The following is a 23281-nucleotide window of genomic DNA, read 5'->3' as shown; positions in this document are numbered from 1 at the left end:
CTCGATGTCCCCTCGCCTCAACAGCCGATCCTCTGTTCCCTGTGCCCGCCTGCAACACTGCACCCTGTCGCTGCTGACCGCGGCGATCCTGCTGGCCGGCGCCCAAGCCACGCCAGTGATGGCCGCCGATGCCCCGGCCTCCTCCAGCCAGCGCATGGGCAACTACAACTTCGCCATTGCCCAGCAACCGCTGGTATCGGCGCTCAACGCCTTTACCGCGGTCACCGGCTGGCAAGTCGGGCTGCCGGCCGAGCTGGGCAGCGGGGTTTCATCGCCGGGCGTGCGCGGCTCGCTGCCCCCGGAAAAGGCCCTGGAGCGCCTGCTGGGCGGCACCCAACTGAGCTACCGCAAGCTGGGCAACCACAACATCGTCCTGGAACGGCGCAGCGCCGCCAATGCGGTGAACCTGCAGCAAGTGACCGTCAGCGCCACCCGCCAGGAACAGGACATCCATTCGGTGCCCAGCACCGTGAGCGTGCAGACCCGGGAAGAACTGGACCGCCAGAACGTCAACACCATCAAGGAGCTGGTGCGCTACGAGCCCGGGGTTTCCGTCGGCGGTGCGGGCCAGCGCGCGGGCATCAGCGGCTACAACATTCGCGGCATCGACAGCGACCGGATTCTCACCCAGGTCGATGGCGTGGAAGTACCGGATCACTTCTTCAGCGGTCCCTACGCCAAGACCAACCGCAACTACGTCGACCCGGAAATCGTCAAGCGCGTGGAAATCCTCCGCGGCCCGGCCTCGGTGCTCTACGGCAGCAGCGCCATCGGTGGTGCCGTCAGCTACTACACCCTGGACGCCGACGACATCATCAAGCCCGGCCAGGACGTCGGCGCGCGCCTGAAGACCGGCTACAGCTCGGCTGACGAAAGCTGGCTGAAGTCCGCCACCGTGGCCGGACGGGCCAGCGACTTCGATGCCCTGTTGCACCTGAGCCGGCGTGACGGCCACGAAACCGAGTCCTACGGCAGCAACAACGGCACCGGCCTCGACCGCACCGCCGCCAACCCGGAAGACGCCCGCACCACCAACGTCCTGGCCAAGCTCGGCTGGAACTATGCCCCGGATGCTCGCCTGGGCCTGACCTACGAAAAGTACAAGGATGACCGCGACACCAACCAGAAAAGCGCGGTAGGCGGCCTGTTTCTCAACGGCGTCGGCCAGAACTGGTATCGCTCCCGTGTCGGCAACGACACCATCACCCGTGAGCGCTTCGGCCTGGAAAACAGCTTCGCCGTGCAATCGCCGATCGCCGACCAGATCAAGTGGAGCCTGAACTACCAGATCGCCAAGACCGACCAGAGCACTTCCGAGCGCTACAACCCGGTCTCGGCGTTCTCCCCCAACGCCCGTGACGTGCTGCGGGAGCGGCAAACCCTGTACCAGGAAAAACAGTGGGTACTGGACGCGCAACTGGACAAGGCTTTCACCCTCGGTGAAACCGAGCATCAACTGACCTACGGCACCACCCTCAAGCAACAGAAAGTCACCGGCTCACGCTATGGCACCGCCACCTGCCTGAAGGTCGGTGCAGGTTGCACCGCCATCGGCGCACCCAGCCCGAGCGCCAGCGACAGCGTGAAAAAATCCAGCGACTTCCCGGATCCCACCGTCAGCACCTACAGCCTGTTCGCCCAGGACCAGATCAGCTGGAACGCCTGGACCTTCACCCCTGGCCTGCGCTACGACTACACCCAGCTCAAGCCGAAACTGACGCAGGAATTCCTCAATGTCGCCAACCCCACCGGCAACTATCCGGTCAGCAGTGAGAAGAAGACCTGGCATCGGGTTTCGCCCAAGCTCGGCCTGACCTACGCCTTCGACGAGCACTACACCGCCTATGGCCAATACTCCGAGGGCTTCCGCACGCCGTCGGCCAAGGCGCTCTACGGCCGCTTTGAAAACCTCGCCACCGGCTATGTCGTCGAGCCCAACTCCAACCTCAAGCCGGAAACCAGCAAAGGTTATGAGACCGGCCTGCGGGGCAATTTCGACGCGGGCTCCTTCGACGTCTCGGTGTTCTACAACCAGTACCGCGACTTCATCAACGAAGACGCCATCACCGCCGGCGCCCTGCAGTCGGTGATCCAGAGCAACAACATCAAGCACGCCACCATCAAGGGCGCCGAAGCCAGGGGCCGTCTCAACCTCGACGCCTTCGGTGCACCACAGGGCCTGTACAGCCTCGGCTCGGTGGCCTACGCCTACGGTCGCAACAATGACAACGGCGAGCCGATCAACAGCGTCAACCCGCTCAAGGGCGTGTTTGGCCTCGGCTACGACCAGGACAACTATGGCGCGCTGCTGAGCTGGACCCTGGTCAAGCGCAAGGACCGGGTCGACAACAGCACCTTCAAGGCTCCGGATGGCCGCACCACCAGCGGCCAGTTCAAGACCCCGGGCTACGGCATCCTCGACCTCAGCGGCTTCTACAAGGTCACCGACGACCTGACCCTGAATGCCGGCCTGTACAACCTGACCGACAAGAAATACTGGAACTGGGACGACGTGCGCGGCTACGACAGCGTCGGCGAGGCCGGACAAACCGCTCCCGCCAACCTCGACCGCCTGACCCAGCCGGGCCGCAACTTCTCGGTCAACCTGGTCTGGGATATCTGACGCCAAAGCGCCTCACTGTCCTTTTTCAATCGGGGCAGTGAGGATTTTTTACGGTGTCGCGTCTTCTTGTTCGTCTAGTTACTAAGTGCCTCTCATTCTCAAGGACATCTGCATGAGCCCCCAGGATTCCTCCCAGCGTCATCACCTGCGTTCCCAGCGTCTGAACCAGATCACCCACGAACCCCATGCCAAGCTCGACGCCCTGGTCAAGGCGCACGCACCGTTCGAGACCCAGGGTGCCTTCGCCCGCTTCGTGGTCGCCCAATACCTGTTCCAGTCGGAACTGGTGGACTTGTACAACGATGCCGAACTGAACCGCATCGTGCCTGACCTGGCCGAGCGCTGCCGCGCCGAAGCGGCCAAGGCCGACCTCGCGGACCTGGACACCGAAGTCCCGGCAGCGGTGGCCGGTGCAGTGCGCAACCCGAGCAAGGCCGAAGCCCTGGGCTGGATCTTCGTTTCCGAGGGTTCCAAGCTCGGCGCCGCGTTCCTGATCAAGCGCGCCGTGGGCCTGGGCCTGAGCGAAACCTTCGGCGCCCGGCACCTGGGCGAGCCGGCCGGTGGCCGCGCCGAAGGCTGGAAGACCTTCACCCGCATCCTCGACGGCCTGGAATTCACCGCCGAAGAAGAAGCGGCGGCGGAAAAAGGCGCGCTGGATGCCTTCAACCGCTTCACCGTGTTGCTGGAACAGGCTTACTCCAGCGCCGCACAACCCGCCTGACCCCCGTCGTTGCGGGCCCGCGGCCAGCGTCCGTGCCGCGGGCCCGCAACGGTATTTTGTCGGCCGGCGTGCTCTCCGGATTGAGCCGCAAGGCGCGTTACCTCATCATCGAAGCCATGACCCCCACTCGCCCCTCCTCGTCGAAGATTTCCCGCCTGCTGTTCGGCGCGCTGGCCTATGTCAGCCTGGCCATCGGCCTGATCGCCATCGTCGTACCGGGCTTGCCGACCACCGAGTTCATCCTCCTGGCCGCCTGGGCCGCCACCAAGAGCTCGCCCCGCCTCAGCGCCTGGATGGAGAACCATCGCCTGTTCGGCCCGATCCTCTGCAACTGGCGCAACGGCCGGATCGTCAGCCGCAAAGCCAAGATCAGCGCCACCCTCAGCATGCTGCTTTGTGCCGTCCTGATGCTGACCCTGCTCAACCATCACTGGACGATGTACGCCGCCATTGCCGGCATGGCCCTGGGCAACCTGTGGATCTGGTCGCGCCCCGAAGCCCTGCCGCAACCCTGCACCCCGCCCCTGTAGAAGCCTGCTGGCCGGCAAAGGTGCCCTGCGCACTGGCATTCCCCTTCGCCACTCGCCTCGCCGGCAAGCCCGCGACTGCGGGGCGCCGCAACGACCCTACCGTTCGTCGGCAAAAACTCACGCAAACGCCGGCCAAGCCGATGTTTCGGGCATGGCGCTGAATGGACTTGGCGATCCGACCCAGCCGGCTTTGTGCTTTCCATCCGACCTATTGCGAGATCGCCCCATGTTCGACTCTCTCTCCATCCGCCTGAAAATCGTGCTGCTGTCCGGGCTGTGCCTGTTGGGCGTGGTGGCGCTGATCGTCGGCATGAATCTGTACCAGAGCCAGCAGAACAATCAGCTGGTCAACACCTCCAGCACACAGATGCTGACGGCCGGGGTCGAGGACCTGTTGCAGGCCAAGGCGGCCGAACAGGCCGCGCGCGTCCAGAAGACCTTCGGTGAAAGCCAGCTGGTGATCACCGCCCTGGCGGACCAGGTCCAGGATCTGCGGGCAATGGCCGCAAAGCGTGGCCTGGATGCCGCAGCCCTGCGCGAAGAACTCAACCACAGCCTGAAAACCGCCTTCGAGCGCAACCCCAAGGTGCTGGGAATCTGGCTGGCCTACGAACGCAACGCGCTGGATGGCCAGGACAGTGCGTTCGCCAACGACGCCAGCCGCGCGTCCAACGAACAGGGGCGCTTCGCCAGCTACTGGAGCCGTCCCGCAGGCAAGTCCCTGAACACGGTGATGGTCGAGGAGGACATGAACAAGACCACCCTCAACCTCAGCGGCACGCCTTACAACATCTGGTACACCTGCCCCCGTGACACCCGCCGCACCTGCCTGCTCGATCCCTATGCCGACACCATCGGCGAGGACAAGAAACAGGTGCTGATGACCACCATCTCCCTGCCGCTGCAGACCGACGGCAAGGTCATCGGGGTGATTGGCGTCGACATCGCCCTGGACTCCCTGCAAGCGGCCGCCGTCGAGGCGCAACGGAACCTGTTCGGCGGTGCCGGGCACATGCTGATCATGGGCGGCAGCGGCCTGCTGGCAGCGGTCGGCGCCGATGCCGCCCAGGTCGGCAAGAACATCAAGGACACCGCCGGTGCCCAGGGCCAGGACATCCTGGCGACACTTGCCGGTGGCCAACCCAAGGTGCTGCAGCAGGGCGACCTGATCCGCGCGGTCTATCCCTTCAGTCCGATTGCCGATGCCAAGGCCTGGGGTGTGACCATCGACCTGCCCCGGCAGGTCCTGCTGGCAGACTCGGTAAAACTGCAGACCCTGCTGGATCAGGCCCAGACCAGCGGCACCCTGAAAACCCTGCTGGTGGCCATCGGCGCCGGCCTGCTGGGGTTGCTGCTGATCTGGCTCAGTGCCTCCGGCGTGACCCGGCCGATCAACAGCGTGGCGCAGATGCTCAAGGCCATTGCCAGTGGCGACGGCGACCTGACCCAGCGCCTGAACTACAGCAAGAAGGATGAACTGGGCGAGCTGGTGAGCTGGTTCAACCGGTTCCTCGACAAGCTGCAGCCCACCATCGCCCAGATCAAGCAGAGCATCATCGAGGCCCGCGGCACCGCCGACCAGTCTTCGGAGATCGCCCGCCAGACCAGCGAAGGCATGCAGGTGCAGTTCCGCGAGATCGACCAGGTGGCCACCGCGTCCAATGAAATGAGCGCCACGGCCCACGACGTCGCCAACAGCGCCTCCAATGCCGCCCAGGCCGCCCGTGGCGCCGACCAGTCGGCCAAGGACGGCATGACCATCATCGAGCGCAGTACCCGGGATATCAGCCTGCTGGCCGAGGAGGTGAGCAAGGCCGTGGGTGAAGTCGAGGCCCTGGCGGTGAGCAGCGAACAGATCGGCTCGGTGCTGGAAGTGATCCGCAGCATCGCCGAACAGACCAACCTGCTGGCCCTCAACGCCGCCATCGAGGCGGCCCGCGCCGGCGAAAGCGGCCGCGGCTTTGCGGTGGTGGCCGATGAAGTGCGCAACCTGGCCAAACGTACCCAGGACTCGGTGGAAGAGATCCGCGTGGTCATCGAGCGCATCCAGAGCGGCACCCGCGATGTGGTCAACACCATGCACGCCAGCCAGAGCCAGGCGCAGAACAACGCCGGACAGATTCATCAGGCCGTCCAGGCGCTGGGCAGGATCAGCGACGCGGTCACCGTGATCAGCGACATGAACCTGCAGATCGCCAGCGCCGCCGAACAGCAGAGCGCCGTGGCCGAAGAGGTCAATCGCAACGTCTCGGCGATCCGCAGCGTGACCGAAACCCTCACCGAGCAAGCCAGCGAATCGGCCCAGGTCAGCAGCCAGCTCAACGCCCTGGCCACCCAACAGATGAAACTGATGGATCAGTTCCGGGTGTAAGCGCGATTCTCGCCCCGCCGCCCGCCGCGACCGATGACCTAAGGTGATCGACAGTGGCGGCGGTTTCAGGGTGCAATGCCCTCCTCTGAACCGGGGAGTGCGTCATGACCGAACTACTGGCAACCCTCCAGGCCGCGCTGGGCCTGGCGCCTGCAAGCGTCCGACAGACCTGCCAGGGCGCCCTGCCCTCGGCCTTCGCCGTAACCGACCTGGCCTGCGCCAGCATCGCCGTCGCCGGGCAAGCCCTGGCCGAACTCCTGTACAGCCAGACCGGGCACCGGCCACAGGTCAGCGTCGACCGGCGCCTGGCCTCATTCTGGTTCGCCGGTTCGATCCGCCCGCAAGGCTGGAGCCTGCCATCCCCCTGGGACCCGATTGCCGGGGATTACCCCAGCCGCGACGGCTGGATTCGTCTGCACACCAATGCGCCCCACCACCGCGCCGCCGCCGAACGAGTGCTGGGCGCGGTGAGCGGGCGCGACGCCATGGCCGCCCGCGTGGCCAGCTGGGATGCCCTGGAGCTGGAGCAGGCCATCGTCGATCAGGGCGGTTGCGCCGCGCAGATGCGCAGTTGGGCACAGTGGCAGGCGCACCCGCAGGGGCAGGCGGTCAACGCCGAACCCCTGGTGCACTGGCTGCCGCACCGCGGCTCGCGGCCGAACACCTGGAGCGGTTCCAGCGCCCGGCCCCTGGCCGGACTGAAGGTGCTGGACCTGACCCGGGTCCTGGCCGGCCCCGTGGCCAGCCGCCTGCTGGCGGGACTGGGCGCCGAGGTACTGCGGATCGACCCGCCGGGCTGGAACGAACCGGCCCTGGAGCCGGAGGTGACGCTGGGCAAGCGCTGCGCGCGCCTGGACCTGCACGACCTGGAACAGCGCGCGGTATTCGAGGGCCTGCTGGCCGAAGCCGACCTGCTGCTGCACGGCTATCGCGCCGATGCCCTGGACCACCTGGGTTACGACGCCGAGACACGCCAGCGAATCGCCCCGGGGCTGATCGAGGTCAGCCTCAATGCCTATGGCTGGAGCGGCCCCTGGCGCGACCGCCGGGGCTTCGACAGCCTGGTACAGATGAGCGCCGGCATCGCCGCAGCCGGCATGGACTGGAAAGCCGCGGAGCAACCACTGCCGCTGCCGGTCCAGGCCCTGGATCACGCCACCGGCTACCTGATGGCGGCCAGCGCCCTGCGGGCCCTGAACCTGTCCTTGAGTGGCGGCCAGGGCACCTCGGCGCGCCTGTCCCTGGCCCGCACCGCCAAGCTGCTGGTTGAGCATTGCCGGTCAACGGGAAACGAAACGCCACTGCGCGCCGAAACCCCTGAAGATCAGGGGCTGCTTCAGGAGCAGACTCCCTGGGGACCGGCCCGGCGCCTGCAGGTGCCGTTGCACATCAGCGCAACGCCCGTGCAGTGGGATTGCCCGGCGACCGCCCTGGGCGCCCATCGCCCCAAATGGTGGTGAGCGCCTTCGCCGGCAAGCCGCCACCTGGAGGATTACCGGCGCCCCGGGCGCTGGCTTGCCAGCGAACCACCCGCAGCGACGACCGCCGCCAAAGCCGACCAACCCTGCCGCGCCGCATAACCGCGCCACGGTCGCCAGGCCGCGGCCCGATCAGGCACACGCTCGGTCACAGCGCCAGCAGGCCGCTGTACAGGCCATAAGCTGCCAGCGAGGCGCCGATGATCACCGCACCGAAGATCAGTTTTTCCAGCGGGGTGAACAGCGGCTCGCCCTGCTCGCGCTTGGCCTTGGCAAACAGAATCACCCCGGGCGCGTAGAGCAGCGCCGAGAGCAGCAGGTACTTCAAGCCGCCGGCGTACAACAGCCAGATGGCGTAGCTCAGGGCCACGACGGCGATGAACAGGTCCTTCATCCGCTCCCGGGACGCCTGCTCGTAGGTTTCCCCTCGGCCGCTGAGCAGCACCGCATAGGCTGCCGACCACAGGTAGGGCACCAGGATCATCGACGAGGCGAGGTAGATCAGGTTGGTGTAGGTGCCGGCGGAGAACAGGGTGATCAGCAGGAAGATCTGGATCATGACGTTGGTCAGCCACAGGGCATTGACCGGCACATGGTTGGCGTTTTCCTTCTTCAGGAAGGCCGGCATGGTCCGGTCCCGGGCGGTGGCGTAGAGGATCTCCGCGCACAGCAGGGCCCAGGACAACAAGGCGCCCAACAGCGAAACCGCCAGGCCAATGCTGATCAGCAAGGCGCCCCAGGGGCCGACGATATGCTCCAGCACCGCCGCCAGGGACGGGTTCTGCAGCTTGGCCAGTTCCGGCTGGCTCATGATCCCCAGGGACAGCACGTTGACCAGCACCAGCAGCGCCAGCACCCCGAGAAAGCCGATCACCGTGGCCCGACCGACATCCGCGCGCTTCTGCGCCCGGGCCGAATAGACGCTGGCGCCCTCGATGCCGATGAACACGAACACCGTGACCAGCATCATGTTGCGCACCTGATCCATCACCCCGCCGAAATTCGGGTTGCTGCGCCCCCAGATATCCCGGGTAAAGATCTCCGCCTTGAACGCCACGGCGGCGATGACGATGAACATCATCAGCGGCACGATCTTCGCCACCGTGGTCAGCTGGTTGATGAACGTCGCCTCCTTGATCCCCCGCAGCACCAGAAAATGCACGGCCCACAGCAACAAGGAGGCGCAGCCGATGGCCACCGGGGTGTTGCCCTGGCCGAACACCGGAAAGAAATAGCCCAGGGTGCTGAACAGCAGGACGAAGTAGCCGACGTTGCCCAGCCAGGCACTGATCCAGTAGCCCCAGGCCGAGGAAAACCCCATGTAGTCGCCGAAACCGGCCTTGGCGTAGGCGTAGACCCCGGAGTCCAGCTCCGGCTTGCGGTTGGCCAGGGTCTGGAAGACGAATGCCAGGGTCAGCATGCCCACCGCCGTGATCCCCCAGCCAATCAGCACGGCGCCGACATCGGCCCGGGCCGCCATGTTCTGCGGCAGCGAGAAAATCCCGCCACCAATCATCGAGCCCACGACCAGAGCGATCAGTGCACCGAGTTGAAGCTTCTGCGCCGGTTGTGACATTCCTACCTCTGCATCAGTGAGTCGATCGGGCAATAAGACGATAGGCCATTAATGAACATTCCAGAAATGTGCATCTAACAGTAACAGTCAATTAAACAGCCTTTATGGGCGGACTTCAGAATGGCCTTCAGAAGGCACTGAATAACCGAGTATTTTGTTAAAAACATGTACTAAGTGCCATCACGCACTGGTTATTAGTTGACCACCCTAGAGGATTTGCACATTCGCCAAAAGGGTCTAGTTTCAAACGACAACAACAATCCGAGCGCCCACTAAAAAGTAGTTTAAAGCCTCTGGAATGGCCCTCTCAGGGCAGCATTCTACCTCCTGCAATAAATCTTAAGTCATTCATTCACAACGGAATGCCGCAATGAACTGATCTAAGTCAGCTGTTCTGATTGCAAGCAGATTTACTCTGACGTCTCTCTTCTCCTGCATTGGAGTCATGCAATGTCTGAATCTCCCGGAAAACTAAGACTGGGCGCCTTAGTCGCCCTGGTAGTGGGTTCCATGATTGGCGGAGGGATCTTTTCCTTACCGCAAAACATGGCAGCCAGCGCCGATGTCGGTGCAGTTCTTATTGGTTGGGCGATTACCGCTGTCGGCATGTTGACCTTGGCATTCGTCTTTCAAACCCTGGCCAATCGCAAACCTGATCTGGACGGCGGTGTCTATGCCTACGCCAAGGCCGGTTTTGGCGACTACATGGGTTTCTCTTCCGCCTGGGGGTACTGGATCAGTGCCTGGCTGGGCAACGTCGGCTATTTCGTCCTGTTGTTCAGCACCCTGGGCTATTTCTTCCCGATCTTCGGTGAGGGCAACACCCCGGCGGCGGTGATCGGTGCCTCGGTGCTGCTCTGGGCCGTGCATTTTCTGGTGCTGCGCGGCATCAAGGAGGCCGCCTTCATCAACCTGGTGACCACGGTCGCCAAGGTCGTACCACTGCTGCTGTTCGTGCTGATCGCCCTGTTCGCCTTCAAGCTGGACATCTTCACCGCCGACATCTGGGGCGTGAAGAACCCGGACCTGGGCAGCGTGATGAACCAGGTGCGCAACATGATGCTGGTCACCGTGTGGGTGTTCATCGGCATCGAGGGCGCGAGCATCTTCTCGTCCCGGGCGGAAAAACGCTCGGACGTGGGCAAGGCCACCGTCATCGGCTTCATCACCGTGCTGCTGTTCCTGGTGCTGGTGAACGTGCTGTCCCTGGGGATCATGACCCAGCCGGAACTGGCCAAGCTGCAGAACCCGTCCATGGCGGCGGTACTGGAACATGTGGTGGGCCACTGGGGCGCAGTGCTGATCAGCGTCGGCCTGATCATCTCGCTGCTGGGAGCGCTGCTGTCCTGGGTGCTGCTGTGCGCGGAGATCATGTTCGCCGCGGCCAAGGACCACACCATGCCGGAGTTCCTGCGCCGCGAGAACGCCAACCACGTACCGGCCAACGCCCTGTGGCTGACCAACGCCATGGTGCAGATCTTCCTGATCATCACCCTGTTCTCGGCCAGCACCTACCTGTCGCTGATCTACCTCGCCACCTCGATGATCCTGGTGCCCTACCTGTGGTCGGCGGCCTACGCGGTGCTGCTGGCGGTGCGCGGCGAAAGCTACGAACAGGCCCTGGCCGAACGCAAGAAGGACCTGGTCATCGGCGGCATCGCCCTGCTCTACGCGATCTGGCTGCTGTACGCCGGCGGGGTCAAGTACCTGCTGCTCTCGGCCCTGCTCTACGCCCCCGGCGTGGTGCTGTTCGCCAAGGCCAAGATGGAACTGCACAAACCGATTTTCACCAACGTCGAGAAGCTGATTTTTGCCGCGGTGGTCATAGGCGCCCTGGTGGCGGCCTACGGACTCTACGACGGCTTCCTGACCCTGTAGCACGGCCTTTGAAGCCACACCCCGATTGTTTTGTCTCTGGAGGATCACAGTAATGACCACGGAAAAAGTTAAGTACGGCGTCCATTCCGAAGCCGGCAAACTGCGCAAAGTCATGGTTTGCTCCCCAGGCCTGGCCCATCAGCGGCTGACCCCGAACAACTGCGATGAACTGCTGTTCGATGATGTGCTGTGGGTGGCCCAGGCCAAACGCGACCATTTCGATTTCGTCACCAAGATGCGCGAGCGGGACATTGATGTGCTGGAAATGCACAACCTGCTGACCGACATCGTCGCCATGCCCGAAGCCCTGGACTGGATTCTGGAGCGCAAGATCACCGCCAACCAGGTCGGCCTGGGCCTGGTCAATGAGGTCGGTTCGTGGCTGCGCAGCCTGGAGCCGCGCAAGGTCGCCGAGTTCCTGATCGGCGGCGTGTCCGCCGATGACCTGCCCACCAGCTTCGGTGGCAAGACCATCGAGATGTTCCGCGACTTCCTCGGCCACTCCAGCTTCATCCTGCCGCCGCTGCCCAACACCCAGTTCACCCGCGACACCACCTGCTGGATCTACGGCGGCGTGACCCTGAACCCGATGTACTGGCCGGCGCGACGCCAGGAAACCCTGCTGACCACCGCCATCTACAAGTTCCACCCCGAGTTCACCCACGCCGACTTCCAGATCTGGTACGGCGACCCGGACCAGGAACACGGCAACGCCACCCTGGAAGGCGGCGACGTGATGCCCATCGGCAATGGCGTGGTCCTGATCGGCATGGGCGAGCGCTCCTCGCGCCAGGCCATCGGCCAACTGGCGCTGAACCTGTTCAAGCACAAGGCCGTGGAGCGGGTGATCGTCGCCGGCCTGCCGAAATCCCGCGCAGCGATGCACCTGGACACCGTGTTCAGCTTCTGCGACCGCGACCTGGTCACGGTCTTCCCGGAAGTGGTGAGCCAGATCGTCGCCTTCAGCCTGCGCCCTGACGAAAGCAAGCCGGGCGGCATCGACGTGCGCCGCGAGGAAACCAGCTTCCTCGACACCGTGGCCAAGGCCCTCAACCTCAAGGCCCTGCGCGTGGTGGAAACCGGTGGCAACAGCTTCGCCGCCGAACGCGAGCAATGGGACGACGGCAATAACGTGGTGGCCGTGGAACCGGGCGTGGTCATCGGCTACGACCGCAACACCTACACCAACACCCTGCTGCGCAAGGCCGGGGTCGAGGTCATCACCATCAGCGCCGGCGAACTGGGCCGGGGCCGTGGCGGCGGCCACTGCATGACCTGCCCGATCATCCGCGACCCGATCGACTACTAAGCGCCCCTATCCGACATAGCAGCTTGCCGTTGCCCCCACAAAGGGCCTCGGCAAGTGGACGACCGAAATCAAAGGAGATCCATCATGGCTTTCAATATTCACAACCGTAACCTGCTGAGCCTGGAACACCACACTCCACGCGAGCTGCGCTACCTGCTGGACCTGTCCCGCGACCTGAAACGCGCCAAGTACACCGGCACCGAGCAGCAGCACCTCAAGGGCAACAACATCGCCCTGATCTTCGAAAAAACTTCGACCCGCACCCGTTGCGCCTTCGAAGTGGCGGCCTATGACCAGGGTGCCAACGTCACCTACATCGACCCCAACTCGTCGCAGATCGGCCACAAGGAAAGCATGAAGGACACCGCCCGGGTGCTGGGGCGCATGTACGACGCCATCGAGTACCGCGGCTTCAAGCAGGAAATCGTCGAAGAACTGGCGAAGTTCGCCGGGGTGCCGGTGTTCAACGGCCTGACCGACGAATACCACCCGACCCAGATGATCGCCGACGTACTGACCATGCGTGAGCACGCCGACAAGCCGATCCATGAAATCAGCTACGCCTACCTGGGTGATGCGCGTAACAACATGGGCAACTCGCTGCTGCTGGTGGGCGCCAAGCTCGGCATGGACGTGCGCATCTGCGCGCCCAAGGCCCTGTGGCCCCATGACGACCTGGTGCAACGCTGCAAGCAATACGCCGAGGAAAGCGGTGCCCGCATCACCCTCACCGAAGACCCGAAAGCCGCGGTCAAGGGCGTGGACTTCATCCACACCGACGTCTGGGTGTCCATGGGCGAGCCGGTGGAGGCCTGGGCCGAACGCATCGAGCAACTGCTGCCGTACCAGGTCAATGCCCAGTTGATGAAAGCCACCGGCAACCCACGGACCAAGTTCATGCACTGCCTGCCGGCCTTCCACAACAGCGATACCAAGGTCGGCAAGCAGATCGCCGAACAGTATCCGCACCTGGCCAACGGCATTGAAGTGACCGACGACGTGTTCGAATCGCCAGCCTGCATCGCCTTCGAGCAAGCGGAAAACCGCATGCACACCATCAAGGCGATCCTGGTTTCGACCCTGGCCGACCTCTAACCCGCCTCCCCCTGCCGGGGCCGGCTTGCCAGCCAACCGCTGTTCGTTGGCAAGCCGGCGCCTGCAGAGCCCCTAGAAGGACTGCATTATGCGTATCGTCGTTGCACTGGGCGGTAACGCCCTGCTCCGCCGTGGTGAACCCATGACCGCGGACAACCAACGCGCCAACATCCGCATCGCCACCGAACAGATCGCCAAGATCCATCCCGGCAACCAGCTGGTGATCGCTCACGGCAATGGTCCGCAGGTGGGCCTGCTGTCGCTGCAGGCGGCGGCCTATACCCAGGTTTCGCCCTACCCGCTGGACGTGCTCGGTGCCGAGACCGAAGGCATGATCGGCTACATCATCGAACAGGAACTGGGCAACCTGCTGGACTTCGAGGTGCCCTTCGCCACCTTGCTGACCCAGGTGGAAGTGGATGCCAAGGACCCGGCCTTCAAGAACCCGACCAAGCCCATCGGCCCGGTCTACAGCCAGGAAGAAGCCGAGAAGCTGGCCAAGGAGAAAGGCTGGGCCATCGCCCCGGACGGCGACAAGTACCGCCGGGTGGTGGCCAGCCCGAAACCCAAGCGCATCTTCGAGATCCGCCCGATCAAGTGGCTGCTGGAAAAGAGCAGCATCGTGATCTGTGCCGGCGGTGGCGGCATTCCGACCATGTACGGCGAGGACGGCAAGCTCCGGGGCATCGAGGCGGTGATCGACAAGGACCTGTGTTCGGCGCTGCTGGCCGAGCAACTGGAGGCTGATCTGCTGGTGATCGCCACCGACGTCAACGCAGCCTTCATCGACTTCGGCAAGCCGACCCAGAAGGCCATCGCCCAGGCCCATCCGGATGAAATGGACAAGCTGGGCTTTGCCGCCGGCTCCATGGGACCCAAGGTCCAGGCCGCCTGCGAATTTGCCCGGCACACTGGCAAAGTCGCGGTGATCGGTTCACTCTCGGACATCGAAGCGATCGTCCAGGGCAAGGCCGGTACCCGCATCAGCACGGCGCAACCCGGCATCCGCTACCTGTAAGACGCTTGCTGTAAGAACTCGGGGCAGGCCCGGTGCCTGCCCTCCTGTCAAAGCCCTGGAGGAGAGACGCCTATGGCCATGTTTGAGCCCGGTCACCTGCATATCGAGCGCCATGCGCTGAGCAAGGACGACTTCAGCTACAACCTGTGCATCGACTATGAACTGGCCCAGGACCCCAAGGAGGGTCACGGCATGCTGTTCACCCTGCACGGCACCATCGAAGGCAAATCCTTGAAAGAGCAGTTCTTCCTGGCCAAGGACCTGGCCTTCGACTTTGCCCGTCACGCCACCCGCATCGCCCAGCAGTACGGTTTGCCCAAGAGCGCCAGCATTGCCTCCATGCACAAGTACTACGACGAGATGTTCGAAGACGTGCGCAAGCAGCTGAACGTCAAGCCCGGCGACCCGATCAACCCCGAACACCTGGCATAACCCCTCTTCTGTAGGAGCCGGCCTGCCGGCGAAATGACCACCGCCATACCTGGGTGCCTGGTCCGCCTTCGCCGGCACGCCGGCTCCTACGACAGCTCCAGCGATTTCGACTAAGGCTCTCGCCCAAGGCATACTGGCGCCCTTCAGTGTTCCAGAAGCCTCTGTCGCCTCATGCGTATCCACGTCAGCTTCATCGACCGCGTCGGCATCACCCAGGAAGTCCTGGCCCTGCTGGGCGGGCGCAATCTCAACCTGGATGCGGTGGAAATGGTGCCACCCAACGTCTATATCGATGCCCCGACCCTGAGCCCCCAGGTCCTGGAGGAATTGCGCGACGCGCTGTTCAACGTGCGCGGCGTGCAGGCGGTGACCGTGGTCGACATCCTTCCCGGGCAACGCCGGCACTTGCAGCTGGACGCCTTGCTGGCGGCCATGACCGATCCGGTGCTGGCCCTGGACAGCGCCGGTAAAGTGCTGCTGGCCAACCCGGCGCTGATCGCCCTGTATGGCCGCGAGCCGGCCGGGGAAAGCGTCGCCGAACTGTTTGCCGATCCGGCGCTGCTGGAGGCCCTGCTGGAAAATGGCTTTCGCCTGCCGCTACGGGAAATCATCGTCAATGGCCAGACCCTGCTGCTGGACGCCACGCCCATCACCGACGCCGGCGCGCTGCTGACCCTGTACCAGCCCAACCGCATCGGCGAGCGGCTGTCGGCCCTGCACCACGATCACGCCGAGGGCTTCGATGCCCTGCTCGGCGAATCACCGGCGATTCGCACCCTCAAGGCCCGGGCACAACGGGTCGCGGCCCTGGATGCACCTCTGCTGATCCAGGGCGAAACCGGCACCGGCAAGGAGCTGGTGGCCCGTGCCTGCCACGCCATCAGCGCCCGGCACAGCGCGCCGTTCCTGGCCCTGAACTGCGCGGCGCTACCGGAAAACCTGGCCGAGAGCGAACTGTTCGGCTATGCCCCCGGCGCCTTTACCGGTGCCCAGCGCGGCGGCAAGCCGGGGCTGATGGAGCTGGCCAACCAGGGCACGGTGTTTCTCGATGAAATCGGCGAGATGTCGCCCTATCTGCAAGCCAAGCTGCTGCGCTTTCTCAATGACGGCAGCTTTCGCCGGGTGGGCGGCGATCGCGAGATCAAGGTCAATGTGCGCATCCTCAGCGCCACCCACCGCGACCTGGAGAAAATGGTCGGCGAAGGCAGCTTCCGCGAGGACCTGTTCTACCGCCTCAACGTCCTCAACGTGGAAGTGCCGCCGCTGCGCGAGCGCGGCCAGGACATCCTGCTGCTGGCCCGCTACTTCATGCAGCAAGCCTGCGCGCAGATCCAGCGCCCGGTGTGTCGCCTGACCCCGGGCACCTATCCGGCGCTGCTGAGCAACCGCTGGCCGGGCAACGTGCGCCAGTTGCAGAACGTGATCTTTCGCGCGGCGGCCATCTGCGAAAGCAACCTGGTGGACATCGGCGACCTGGACATCGCCGGCACGTCGGTGGCACGGCAGAACGACACCGAAATCGAAAGCCTGGAACAGGCCGTGGAAAGCTTCGAGAAAGAGCTGCTGGAAAACCTCTACGTGCACTACCCCTCGACCCGCCAACTGGCCAACCGCCTGCAGACCTCCCACACCGCCATCGCCCATCGCCTGCGCAAGTACGGCATTCCCAACAAGGCCTGACCGGCTCCCCTGGGGCAGGAGCCGGCTGGCCGGCGAAGGGCTGCCTGGGCCTGGCGCGGCCCTTGCGGGCACCTTCACTGGCAAGACCCGAGCCTGAACCCCGCGCCGCGTCTTGCGTTCTGGAAGCGACCTGCAACTGTACTGAAAGCGCTACAGCGGAACGATTTCGCTACACGGCCTTGTAATCGCTGCCGTGCAAGGCTTTGATCCTCAAAGCCTTTTCTCCACGCCGTCAGCTGTAGCGATTTCGCTACACGAGAACGCGGCGGGCACTCAGCCACAATACTTAACTCATTGATTTTAAAGGGATAACTATTTATTGGCCGCATTCTTGCTATGGGTATTGTCATCCGGCTCGGCCCCGCACGAGCATTCAATCGCGTCCACCAGACGAGTCTGGCCCCTGAGGAGTTTCCATGAGCGAGTTGCGTTTTACTGAAGATCACGAATGGCTGCGTAGCGAAGCGGATGGCAGTGTCACCGTCGGCATCACGGCTTTCGCCCAGAACGCCCTGGGTGATGTGGTGTTTGTGCAACTGCCGGAGCTGCAGAGCTACGCAAAGGGCGCCGAAGCCGCCACCGTGGAGTCGGTAAAGGCCGCCAGCGGCGTGTACATGCCGCTCGACGGTGAAGTGGTCGCCACCAACCCGGCCCTGGAAGACAGCCCTGAGCTGGTCAACGAAGACCCGCTGGGCGAAGGCTGGTTCTTCCGCTTCATTCCCGCCGATGCCGCCGCTGTCGGCCAACTGCTGGATCAGGACGCCTACGACCGCCTGATCAAAGCCAGCGCCGAAGCCTGAGGAGCCCGTCATGACCGTCAACCTGACTACCGCCAACGAATTCATCGCGCGCCACATCGGCCCGCGCCAGGCCGATGAGCAAGCCATGCTCAACAGCCTGGGCTTCGACTCCCTGGAAGCCCTGAGCGCCAGCGTGATTCCCGACAGCATCAAGGGCACCAGCGTGCTGGACCTGGGCCAGGGCCAGAGCGAAGCCGAGGCCCTGGCCTCGATCAAGGCCATCGCCGCCAAGAACCAGCTGTTCAAGACCTACATCGGCCAGGGCTACTACAGCTGCCATACCCCCTCGCCGATCCTGCGCAACCTGCTGGAAAACCCGGCCTGGTACACCGCCTACACTCCCTACCAGCCGGAAATTTCCCAGGGTCGCCTGGAAGCCCTGCTGAACTTCCAGACCCTGATCAGCGACCTGACCGGCCTGCCGATCGCCAATGCCTCGCTGCTGGACGAAGGCACCGCCGCCGCCGAAGCCATGACCTTCTGCAAGCGCCTGAGCAAGAACAAGGGCAGCCATACCTTCTTCGCCTCGGTGCATTGCCACCCGCAAACCCTGGACGTACTGCGCACCCGTGCCGAGCCCCTGGGAATCAACGTGGTGGTGGGCGATGAGCGCAAGCTGACCGACGTCAGCCCGTTCTTCGGTGCCCTGCTGCAATACCCGGCGAGCAACGGCGACCTGTTCGACTACCGCGAACTGACCGAGCGCTTCCACGCCGCCAACGCCATGGTGGCCGTGGCCGCCGACCTGCTGGCCCTGACCCTGCTGACTCCGCCGGGGGAATTTGGCGCCGACGTGGCCATCGGCAGCGCCCAGCGCTTCGGTGTACCGCTGGGCTTCGGTGGCCCGCATGCGGCCTATTTCTCCACCCGCGATGCCTTCAAGCGCGACATGCCGGGCCGCCTGGTGGGCGTCTCCGTAGACCGTTTCGGCAAGCCGGCCCTGCGCCTGGCCATGCAGACCCGCGAGCAGCATATCCGTCGCGAAAAGGCCACCAGCAACATCTGCACCGCCCAGGTCCTGCTGGCCAACATTGCCAGCATGTATGCCGTCTATCACGGTCCCAAGGGCCTGATTCAGATTGCCCAGCGCATCCACCAGTTGACCGCGATCCTGGCCAAGGGCCTGAAGGCGCTGGGGCTGGTCGTGGAGCAGGACAACTTCTTCGACACCCTGAGCCTGCACACCGGTGCCGGCACCGCCGCGCTGCACGACAAGGCACGCGCCCAGGGCATCAACCTGCGGGTAATCGACGCTGAGCGCCTTGGCCTGTCCCTGGACGAAACCACCACCCAGGCCGACGTCGAAGGCCTGTGGAGCCTGCTGGGCGACGGCCAGGCCGCGCCGGACTTCGCCGCGCTGGCGGCCACGGTGAACAGCAGCATCCCCGCGGCCCTGGTCCGTCAGTCGGCGATCCTCAGCCACCCGGTGTTCAACCGCTATCACTCGGAAACCGAGCTGATGCGCTACCTGCGCAAGCTGGCGGACAAGGACCTGGCCCTGGATCGCACCATGATCCCCCTGGGCTCCTGCACCATGAAGCTCAACGCCGCCAGCGAGATGATTCCGATCACCTGGGCCGAATTCGGTGCGCTGCACCCCTTCGCCCCGGCCGAGCAGAGTGCTGGCTACCAGCAACTGACCACCGAGCTGGAGGCGATGCTCTGCGCCGCGACCGGCTACGACGCCGTCTCCCTGCAACCCAACGCCGGTTCCCAGGGTGAGTACGCCGGCCTGCTGGCCATCCGAGCCTATCACCAGAGCCGTGGCGATGACCGTCGCGACATCTGCCTGATTCCGTCATCGGCCCACGGCACCAACCCGGCCACCGCCAACATGGCCGGCATGCGCGTGGTGGTCACCGCCTGCGACGCCCGCGGCAACGTCGATATCGAAGACCTGCGGGCCAAGGCCATCGAGCACCGCGAACACCTCGCCGCGCTGATGATCACCTACCCGTCGACCCACGGCGTGTTCGAGGAAGGCATCCGCGAAATCTGCGGCATCATTCATGACAACGGCGGCCAGGTGTACATCGACGGCGCCAACATGAATGCCATGGTCGGCCTCTGCGCGCCGGGCAAATTCGGTGGCGACGTGTCCCACCTGAACCTGCACAAGACCTTCTGCATTCCCCACGGCGGTGGCGGCCCGGGCGTGGGCCCGATCGGCGTCAAGTCGCACCTGGCGCCCTTCCTCCCCGGTCACGCCGCGCTGGAGAACAAGAAAGGCGCGGTGTGTGCCGCACCGTTCGGCAGCGCCAGCATCCTGCCGATCACCTGGATGTACATCCGCATGATGGGCGGCGCCGGCCTCAAGCGCGCATCGCAGCTGGCGATCCTCAACGCCAACTACATTTCGCGGCGCCTGGAAGAGCACTACCCCGTGCTCTACACCGGCAGCAACGGCCTGGTGGCCCACGAATGCATCCTCGACCTGCGTCCGCTGAAAGACAGCAGCGGCATCAGCGTCGATGACGTGGCCAAGCGCCTGATCGATTTCGGCTTCCACGCCCCGACCATGTCGTTCCCGGTGGCCGGCACCCTGATGATCGAGCCGACCGAAAGCGAATCCAAGGAAGAACTGGACCGCTTCTGCGACGCCATGATCCGCATCCGCGAGGAAATCCGCGCGGTGGAAAACGGCACCCTGGACAAGGACGACAACCCGCTGAAGAACGCTCCTCACACGGCAGCAGAACTGGTGGGTGAATGGTCCCACCCGTACAGCCGTGAGCAGGCCGTATACCCAGTGGCCTCGCTGATCGAAGGCAAGTACTGGCCGCCGGTTGGCCGGGTCGACAACGTGTTCGGCGACCGCAACCTGGTGTGTGCCTGCCCGTCGATCGAAAGCTACGCCTAAGGCAGCCACAAGCTAGTAGCCTCAAGCTGCAAGAAAGAGCCGATCGGCGTCTGACTTGCAGCTTGTCGCTTGCCGCTGCCTCTATAACAAGAAACCGGAGAACCAACATGTCCCTGAGCGTGTTCGACCTGTTCAAGATTGGCATCGGCCCCTCCAGCTCCCACACCGTTGGCCCGATGCGCGCGGCTGCGCGTTTTGTCGAAGGCCTGCGTCGCGATGACCTGCTGGCGGCTACCGCCTGCGTCAAGGTCGAGCTGTACGGCTCGCTGGGCGCCACCGGCAAGGGCCACGGCAGCGACAAGGCGGTATTGCTGGGCCTGGAAGGCGAACAACCGGACACCGTGAATACCGAGAACATCGCCACTCGGCTGCAGGCGATACGCAGCAGCGGGCGAATCAACCTGCTCGGTGAACACAGCATTGCGTTCAACGAGAAAGAACACCTGGCAATGATCCGCAAACCCCTGGCCTATCACCCCAATGGCATGATTTTTCGTGCTTTCGATAGCGCCGGCTTGCAGATCCGCAGCCGCGAGTACTACTCCGTGGGCGGTGGTTTCGTGGTCGACGAAGACGCCGCCGGCGCCGACCGTATCGTCGAAGACACCACTCGCCTGACCTTCCCCTTCAAGACCGCCAAGGAGCTGCTGCAACATTGCAGCACCTATGGCCTGTCCATCAGCCAGGTGATGCTGACCAACGAAAGCGCCTGGCGCCCGGAAGCGGAAACCCGCGCCGGCCTGCTGAAGATCTGGCAGGTGATGCAGGACTGCGTGGCTGCCGGTTGCCGCAATGAAGGCATCCTGCCGGGCGGGCTCAAGGTCAAGCGGCGCGCCGCCGCCCTGCACCGCCAGTTGTGCCTGCACCCGGAGGCCGCGCTGCGTGATGCGCTGTCGGTGCTGGACTGGGTCAATCTCTACGCCCTGGCGGTCAACGAGGAAAACGCCAACGGCGGACGCGTGGTCACGGCGCCCACCAATGGTGCGGCCGGGATCATCCCGGCGGTGTTGCACTACTACATGCGCTTCACTCCCGGGGCCAACGAAGACGGGGTGGTGCGTTTTCTCCTCACGGCCGCGGCCATCGGCATCCTGTACAAGGAAAACGCCTCGATCTCCGGCGCCGAAGTCGGCTGCCAGGGCGAAGTGGGCGTGGCCTGCTCGATGGCCGCCGGGGCCTTGTGCGAAGTCCTCGGCGGCAGCGTGCAGCAGGTGGAGAACGCCGCGGAAATCGGCATGGAACACAACCTCGGGCTGACCTGCGACCCGATCGGCGGCCTGGTGCAGGTGCCCTGCATCGAGCGCAACGCCATGGGTTCGGTGAAGGCCATCAATGCGGTGCGCATGGCCCTGCGCGGCGACGGGCAACATTTCGTCTCCCTCGACAAGGTCATCCGCACCATGCGCCAGACCGGCGCCGACATGAAAAGCAAATACAAGGAGACCGCCCGTGGCGGTCTGGCCGTGAACATTATCGAGTGCTGATACGCCGCCCGTATCCGCACGTTTTTTCAGGAGTTGCCCATGTCCACCGAAACACTGTTGAAAACCCCACTGCACAGCCTGCACCTGGAGCTCGGCGCCCGCATGGTGCCATTCGCCGGTTACGACATGCCGGTGCAGTACCCGCCGGGAGTCATGAAGGAACACCAGCACACCCGTGAGCAGGCCGGGCTGTTCGATGTGTCCCACATGGGGCAGATTCTCCTGCGTGGCGCCAATGCCGCCCAGGCCCTGGAAACCCTGGTGCCGGTGGACATCATCGACCTGCCGGTGGGTATGCAGCGCTATGCCATGTTCACCAATGAACAGGGCGGCATCCTCGACGACCTGATGGTCGCCAATCTCGGCGACGACCAGCTGTTCCTGGTGGTCAACGCCGCCTGCAAGGAACAGGACCTGGCCCACCTGCGCCGCCATCTCGGCGAGCAGTGCGACATTCAGCCGCTGTTCGAGGAACGCGCCCTGCTGGCCCTGCAAGGCCCGGCGGCAGTCAAGGTACTGGCGCGCCTGGCGCCGGAAGTGGCCAGCATGACCTTCATGCAGTTCAAGCCGGTGACCGTGCTGGGTGTGGACTGCTTTGTCAGCCGTTCGGGCTACACCGGCGAAGACGGTTTCGAAATCTCGGTACCTGCCGAGCAGGCGGAAAAACTCGCCCGTGCCCTGCTGGCCGAACCGGAAGTGGCGGCCATCGGCCTGGGCGCCCGCGACTCCCTGCGCCTGGAAGCCGGCCTGTGCCTGTATGGCCATGACATGAACAGTGACACCACACCGATTCAGGCCAGCCTGCTGTGGGCCATCTCCAAGGCTCGCCGCGCGGACGGCGCACGTGCCGGCGGGTTCCCTGGTGCCGAGGTGATCTTTGCCCAACAACAGGGCGGCGTCGATCGCAAACGTGTCGGCCTGCTGCCTCAGGAACGCACGCCAGTGCGCGAAGGTGCGGAAATCGTCGACGCCGAAGGGAACATCATCGGCAGCGTATGCAGCGGTGGCTTTGGTCCGACCCTCGGCGCTCCATTGGCGATGGGTTACCTCGATATCCAGCACTGTGCACTTGATACGCCAGTTGCAGCGATAGTACGTGGGAAAAAGGTGCCAATGCTTGTAAGCAAAATGCCATTCGTAGCCCAACGCTACTACCGAGGCTGAGGGACTGTTTCTATAAGTAACGCGGTTGCGTTAAAAGTGCACTAATCTGTAACGCAACCGCCATAAAACAGTGCATATTTTCGCTACTGAACACTACTTATAACGCCCGAAAACAATTGAACAACTCTATCGAATAAGGCCTGCACGCTAGTTCCGCCAAACCTCGGAAAGCTGAGTAAAACCGGGGCTTCGCGGGGCTTGTTTTTTCTCCCGTAGTTGGCGTAGAGTTTCCCCACTGTGTTTGCATGGGTCGCTTGGAATC

16 protein-coding genes are annotated in these 23281 nt (G+C 64.1%); 15 read left to right on the top strand and 1 reads right to left on the bottom strand.

Annotation, left to right across the window (positions count from 1 at the left end; genetic code table 11):
* Positions 1-4: 4 nt before the first annotated feature.
* The 5 genes from L1O02_RS07510 (at position 5) to L1O02_RS07490 (ending at position 7705) form a co-directional block, all read left to right on the top strand.
* Positions 5-2623: a TonB-dependent receptor gene (locus tag L1O02_RS07510; RefSeq protein WP_235759743.1), complete on the top strand. Its 2619-nt coding sequence runs from the start codon at positions 5-7 to the stop codon at positions 2621-2623.
* A 112-nt stretch (positions 2624-2735) separates the two neighbouring features.
* Entirely contained in the window at positions 2736-3344 is a 609-nt protein-coding gene (locus L1O02_RS07505) for a biliverdin-producing heme oxygenase (RefSeq protein ID WP_060844427.1), read from the top strand.
* Between the two features lie 116 nt (positions 3345-3460).
* The gene (locus L1O02_RS07500; RefSeq protein WP_060845171.1) at positions 3461-3874 is read left to right on the top strand and encodes a YbaN family protein; all 414 of its coding nucleotides are present in this window, start codon (positions 3461-3463) and stop codon (positions 3872-3874) included.
* Between the two features lie 226 nt (positions 3875-4100).
* Complete coding sequence (locus tag L1O02_RS07495) at positions 4101-6245, top strand: methyl-accepting chemotaxis protein (RefSeq protein WP_060840692.1); 2145 nt, start codon at positions 4101-4103, stop codon at positions 6243-6245.
* A 104-nt stretch (positions 6246-6349) separates the two neighbouring features.
* Positions 6350-7705: a CoA transferase gene (locus tag L1O02_RS07490; RefSeq protein WP_235759742.1), complete on the top strand. Its 1356-nt coding sequence runs from the start codon at positions 6350-6352 to the stop codon at positions 7703-7705.
* 166 nt (positions 7706-7871) lie between these two features.
* On the opposite strand, the gene arcD (L1O02_RS07485) is transcribed toward L1O02_RS07490, so the two are convergent.
* Positions 7872-9299, bottom strand: coding sequence for an arginine-ornithine antiporter (arcD, locus tag L1O02_RS07485; RefSeq protein ID WP_235759741.1), 1428 nt, complete (start codon positions 9297-9299; stop codon positions 7872-7874).
* A gap of 450 nt (positions 9300-9749) precedes the next feature.
* On the opposite strand from arcD (L1O02_RS07485), the gene arcD (L1O02_RS07480) reads away from it, so the two are divergent.
* From arcD (L1O02_RS07480) to gcvT, 10 genes are all read left to right on the top strand, one after another.
* Positions 9750-11177, top strand: a complete 1428-nt coding sequence (gene arcD / locus L1O02_RS07480; protein WP_108545338.1) for an arginine-ornithine antiporter — start codon at positions 9750-9752, stop codon at positions 11175-11177.
* A 52-nt stretch (positions 11178-11229) separates the two neighbouring features.
* Positions 11230-12486 (top strand): arginine deiminase, encoded by a 1257-nt coding sequence (arcA, locus tag L1O02_RS07475; protein ID WP_060840696.1) that lies wholly within the window; start codon positions 11230-11232, stop codon positions 12484-12486.
* Positions 12487-12570: 84 nt separating this feature from the next.
* Entirely contained in the window at positions 12571-13581 is a 1011-nt protein-coding gene (locus tag L1O02_RS07470) for an ornithine carbamoyltransferase (RefSeq protein ID WP_015636749.1), read from the top strand.
* Between the two features lie 88 nt (positions 13582-13669).
* Positions 13670-14599 (top strand): carbamate kinase, encoded by a 930-nt coding sequence (gene arcC, locus L1O02_RS07465; RefSeq protein ID WP_060840697.1) that lies wholly within the window; start codon positions 13670-13672, stop codon positions 14597-14599.
* Between the two features lie 72 nt (positions 14600-14671).
* Entirely contained in the window at positions 14672-15031 is a 360-nt protein-coding gene (locus L1O02_RS07460) for a DUF5064 family protein (RefSeq protein ID WP_016967335.1), read from the top strand.
* 171 nt (positions 15032-15202) lie between these two features.
* Positions 15203-16711 carry a sigma-54-dependent transcriptional regulator gene (locus L1O02_RS07455; RefSeq protein ID WP_060840698.1) on the top strand — a complete coding sequence of 503 codons (1509 nt, stop codon included), beginning with the start codon at positions 15203-15205 and terminating at the stop codon, positions 16709-16711.
* Positions 16712-17127: 416 nt separating this feature from the next.
* Positions 17128-17511, top strand: coding sequence for a glycine cleavage system protein GcvH (gcvH, locus tag L1O02_RS07450; RefSeq protein WP_060840699.1), 384 nt, complete (start codon positions 17128-17130; stop codon positions 17509-17511).
* A gap of 10 nt (positions 17512-17521) precedes the next feature.
* Complete coding sequence (gene gcvP / locus L1O02_RS07445) at positions 17522-20371, top strand: aminomethyl-transferring glycine dehydrogenase (protein WP_235759740.1); 2850 nt, start codon at positions 17522-17524, stop codon at positions 20369-20371.
* A 107-nt stretch (positions 20372-20478) separates the two neighbouring features.
* The gene (locus L1O02_RS07440) at positions 20479-21855 is read left to right on the top strand and encodes an L-serine ammonia-lyase (protein ID WP_060840701.1); all 1377 of its coding nucleotides are present in this window, start codon (positions 20479-20481) and stop codon (positions 21853-21855) included.
* A 39-nt stretch (positions 21856-21894) separates the two neighbouring features.
* Positions 21895-23019: a glycine cleavage system aminomethyltransferase GcvT gene (gene gcvT, locus L1O02_RS07435; RefSeq protein ID WP_235759739.1), complete on the top strand. Its 1125-nt coding sequence runs from the start codon at positions 21895-21897 to the stop codon at positions 23017-23019.
* Positions 23020-23281: the final 262 nt, after the last annotated feature.

The sequence above is a fragment of the Pseudomonas sp. BC42 genome (genome assembly GCF_021560055.1).
Taxonomy (GTDB): Bacteria; Pseudomonadota; Gammaproteobacteria; order Pseudomonadales; family Pseudomonadaceae; genus Aquipseudomonas.
Note: the sequence above shows the minus strand (reverse complement) of the source record. Positions and strands in the feature narration are given on the sequence as shown.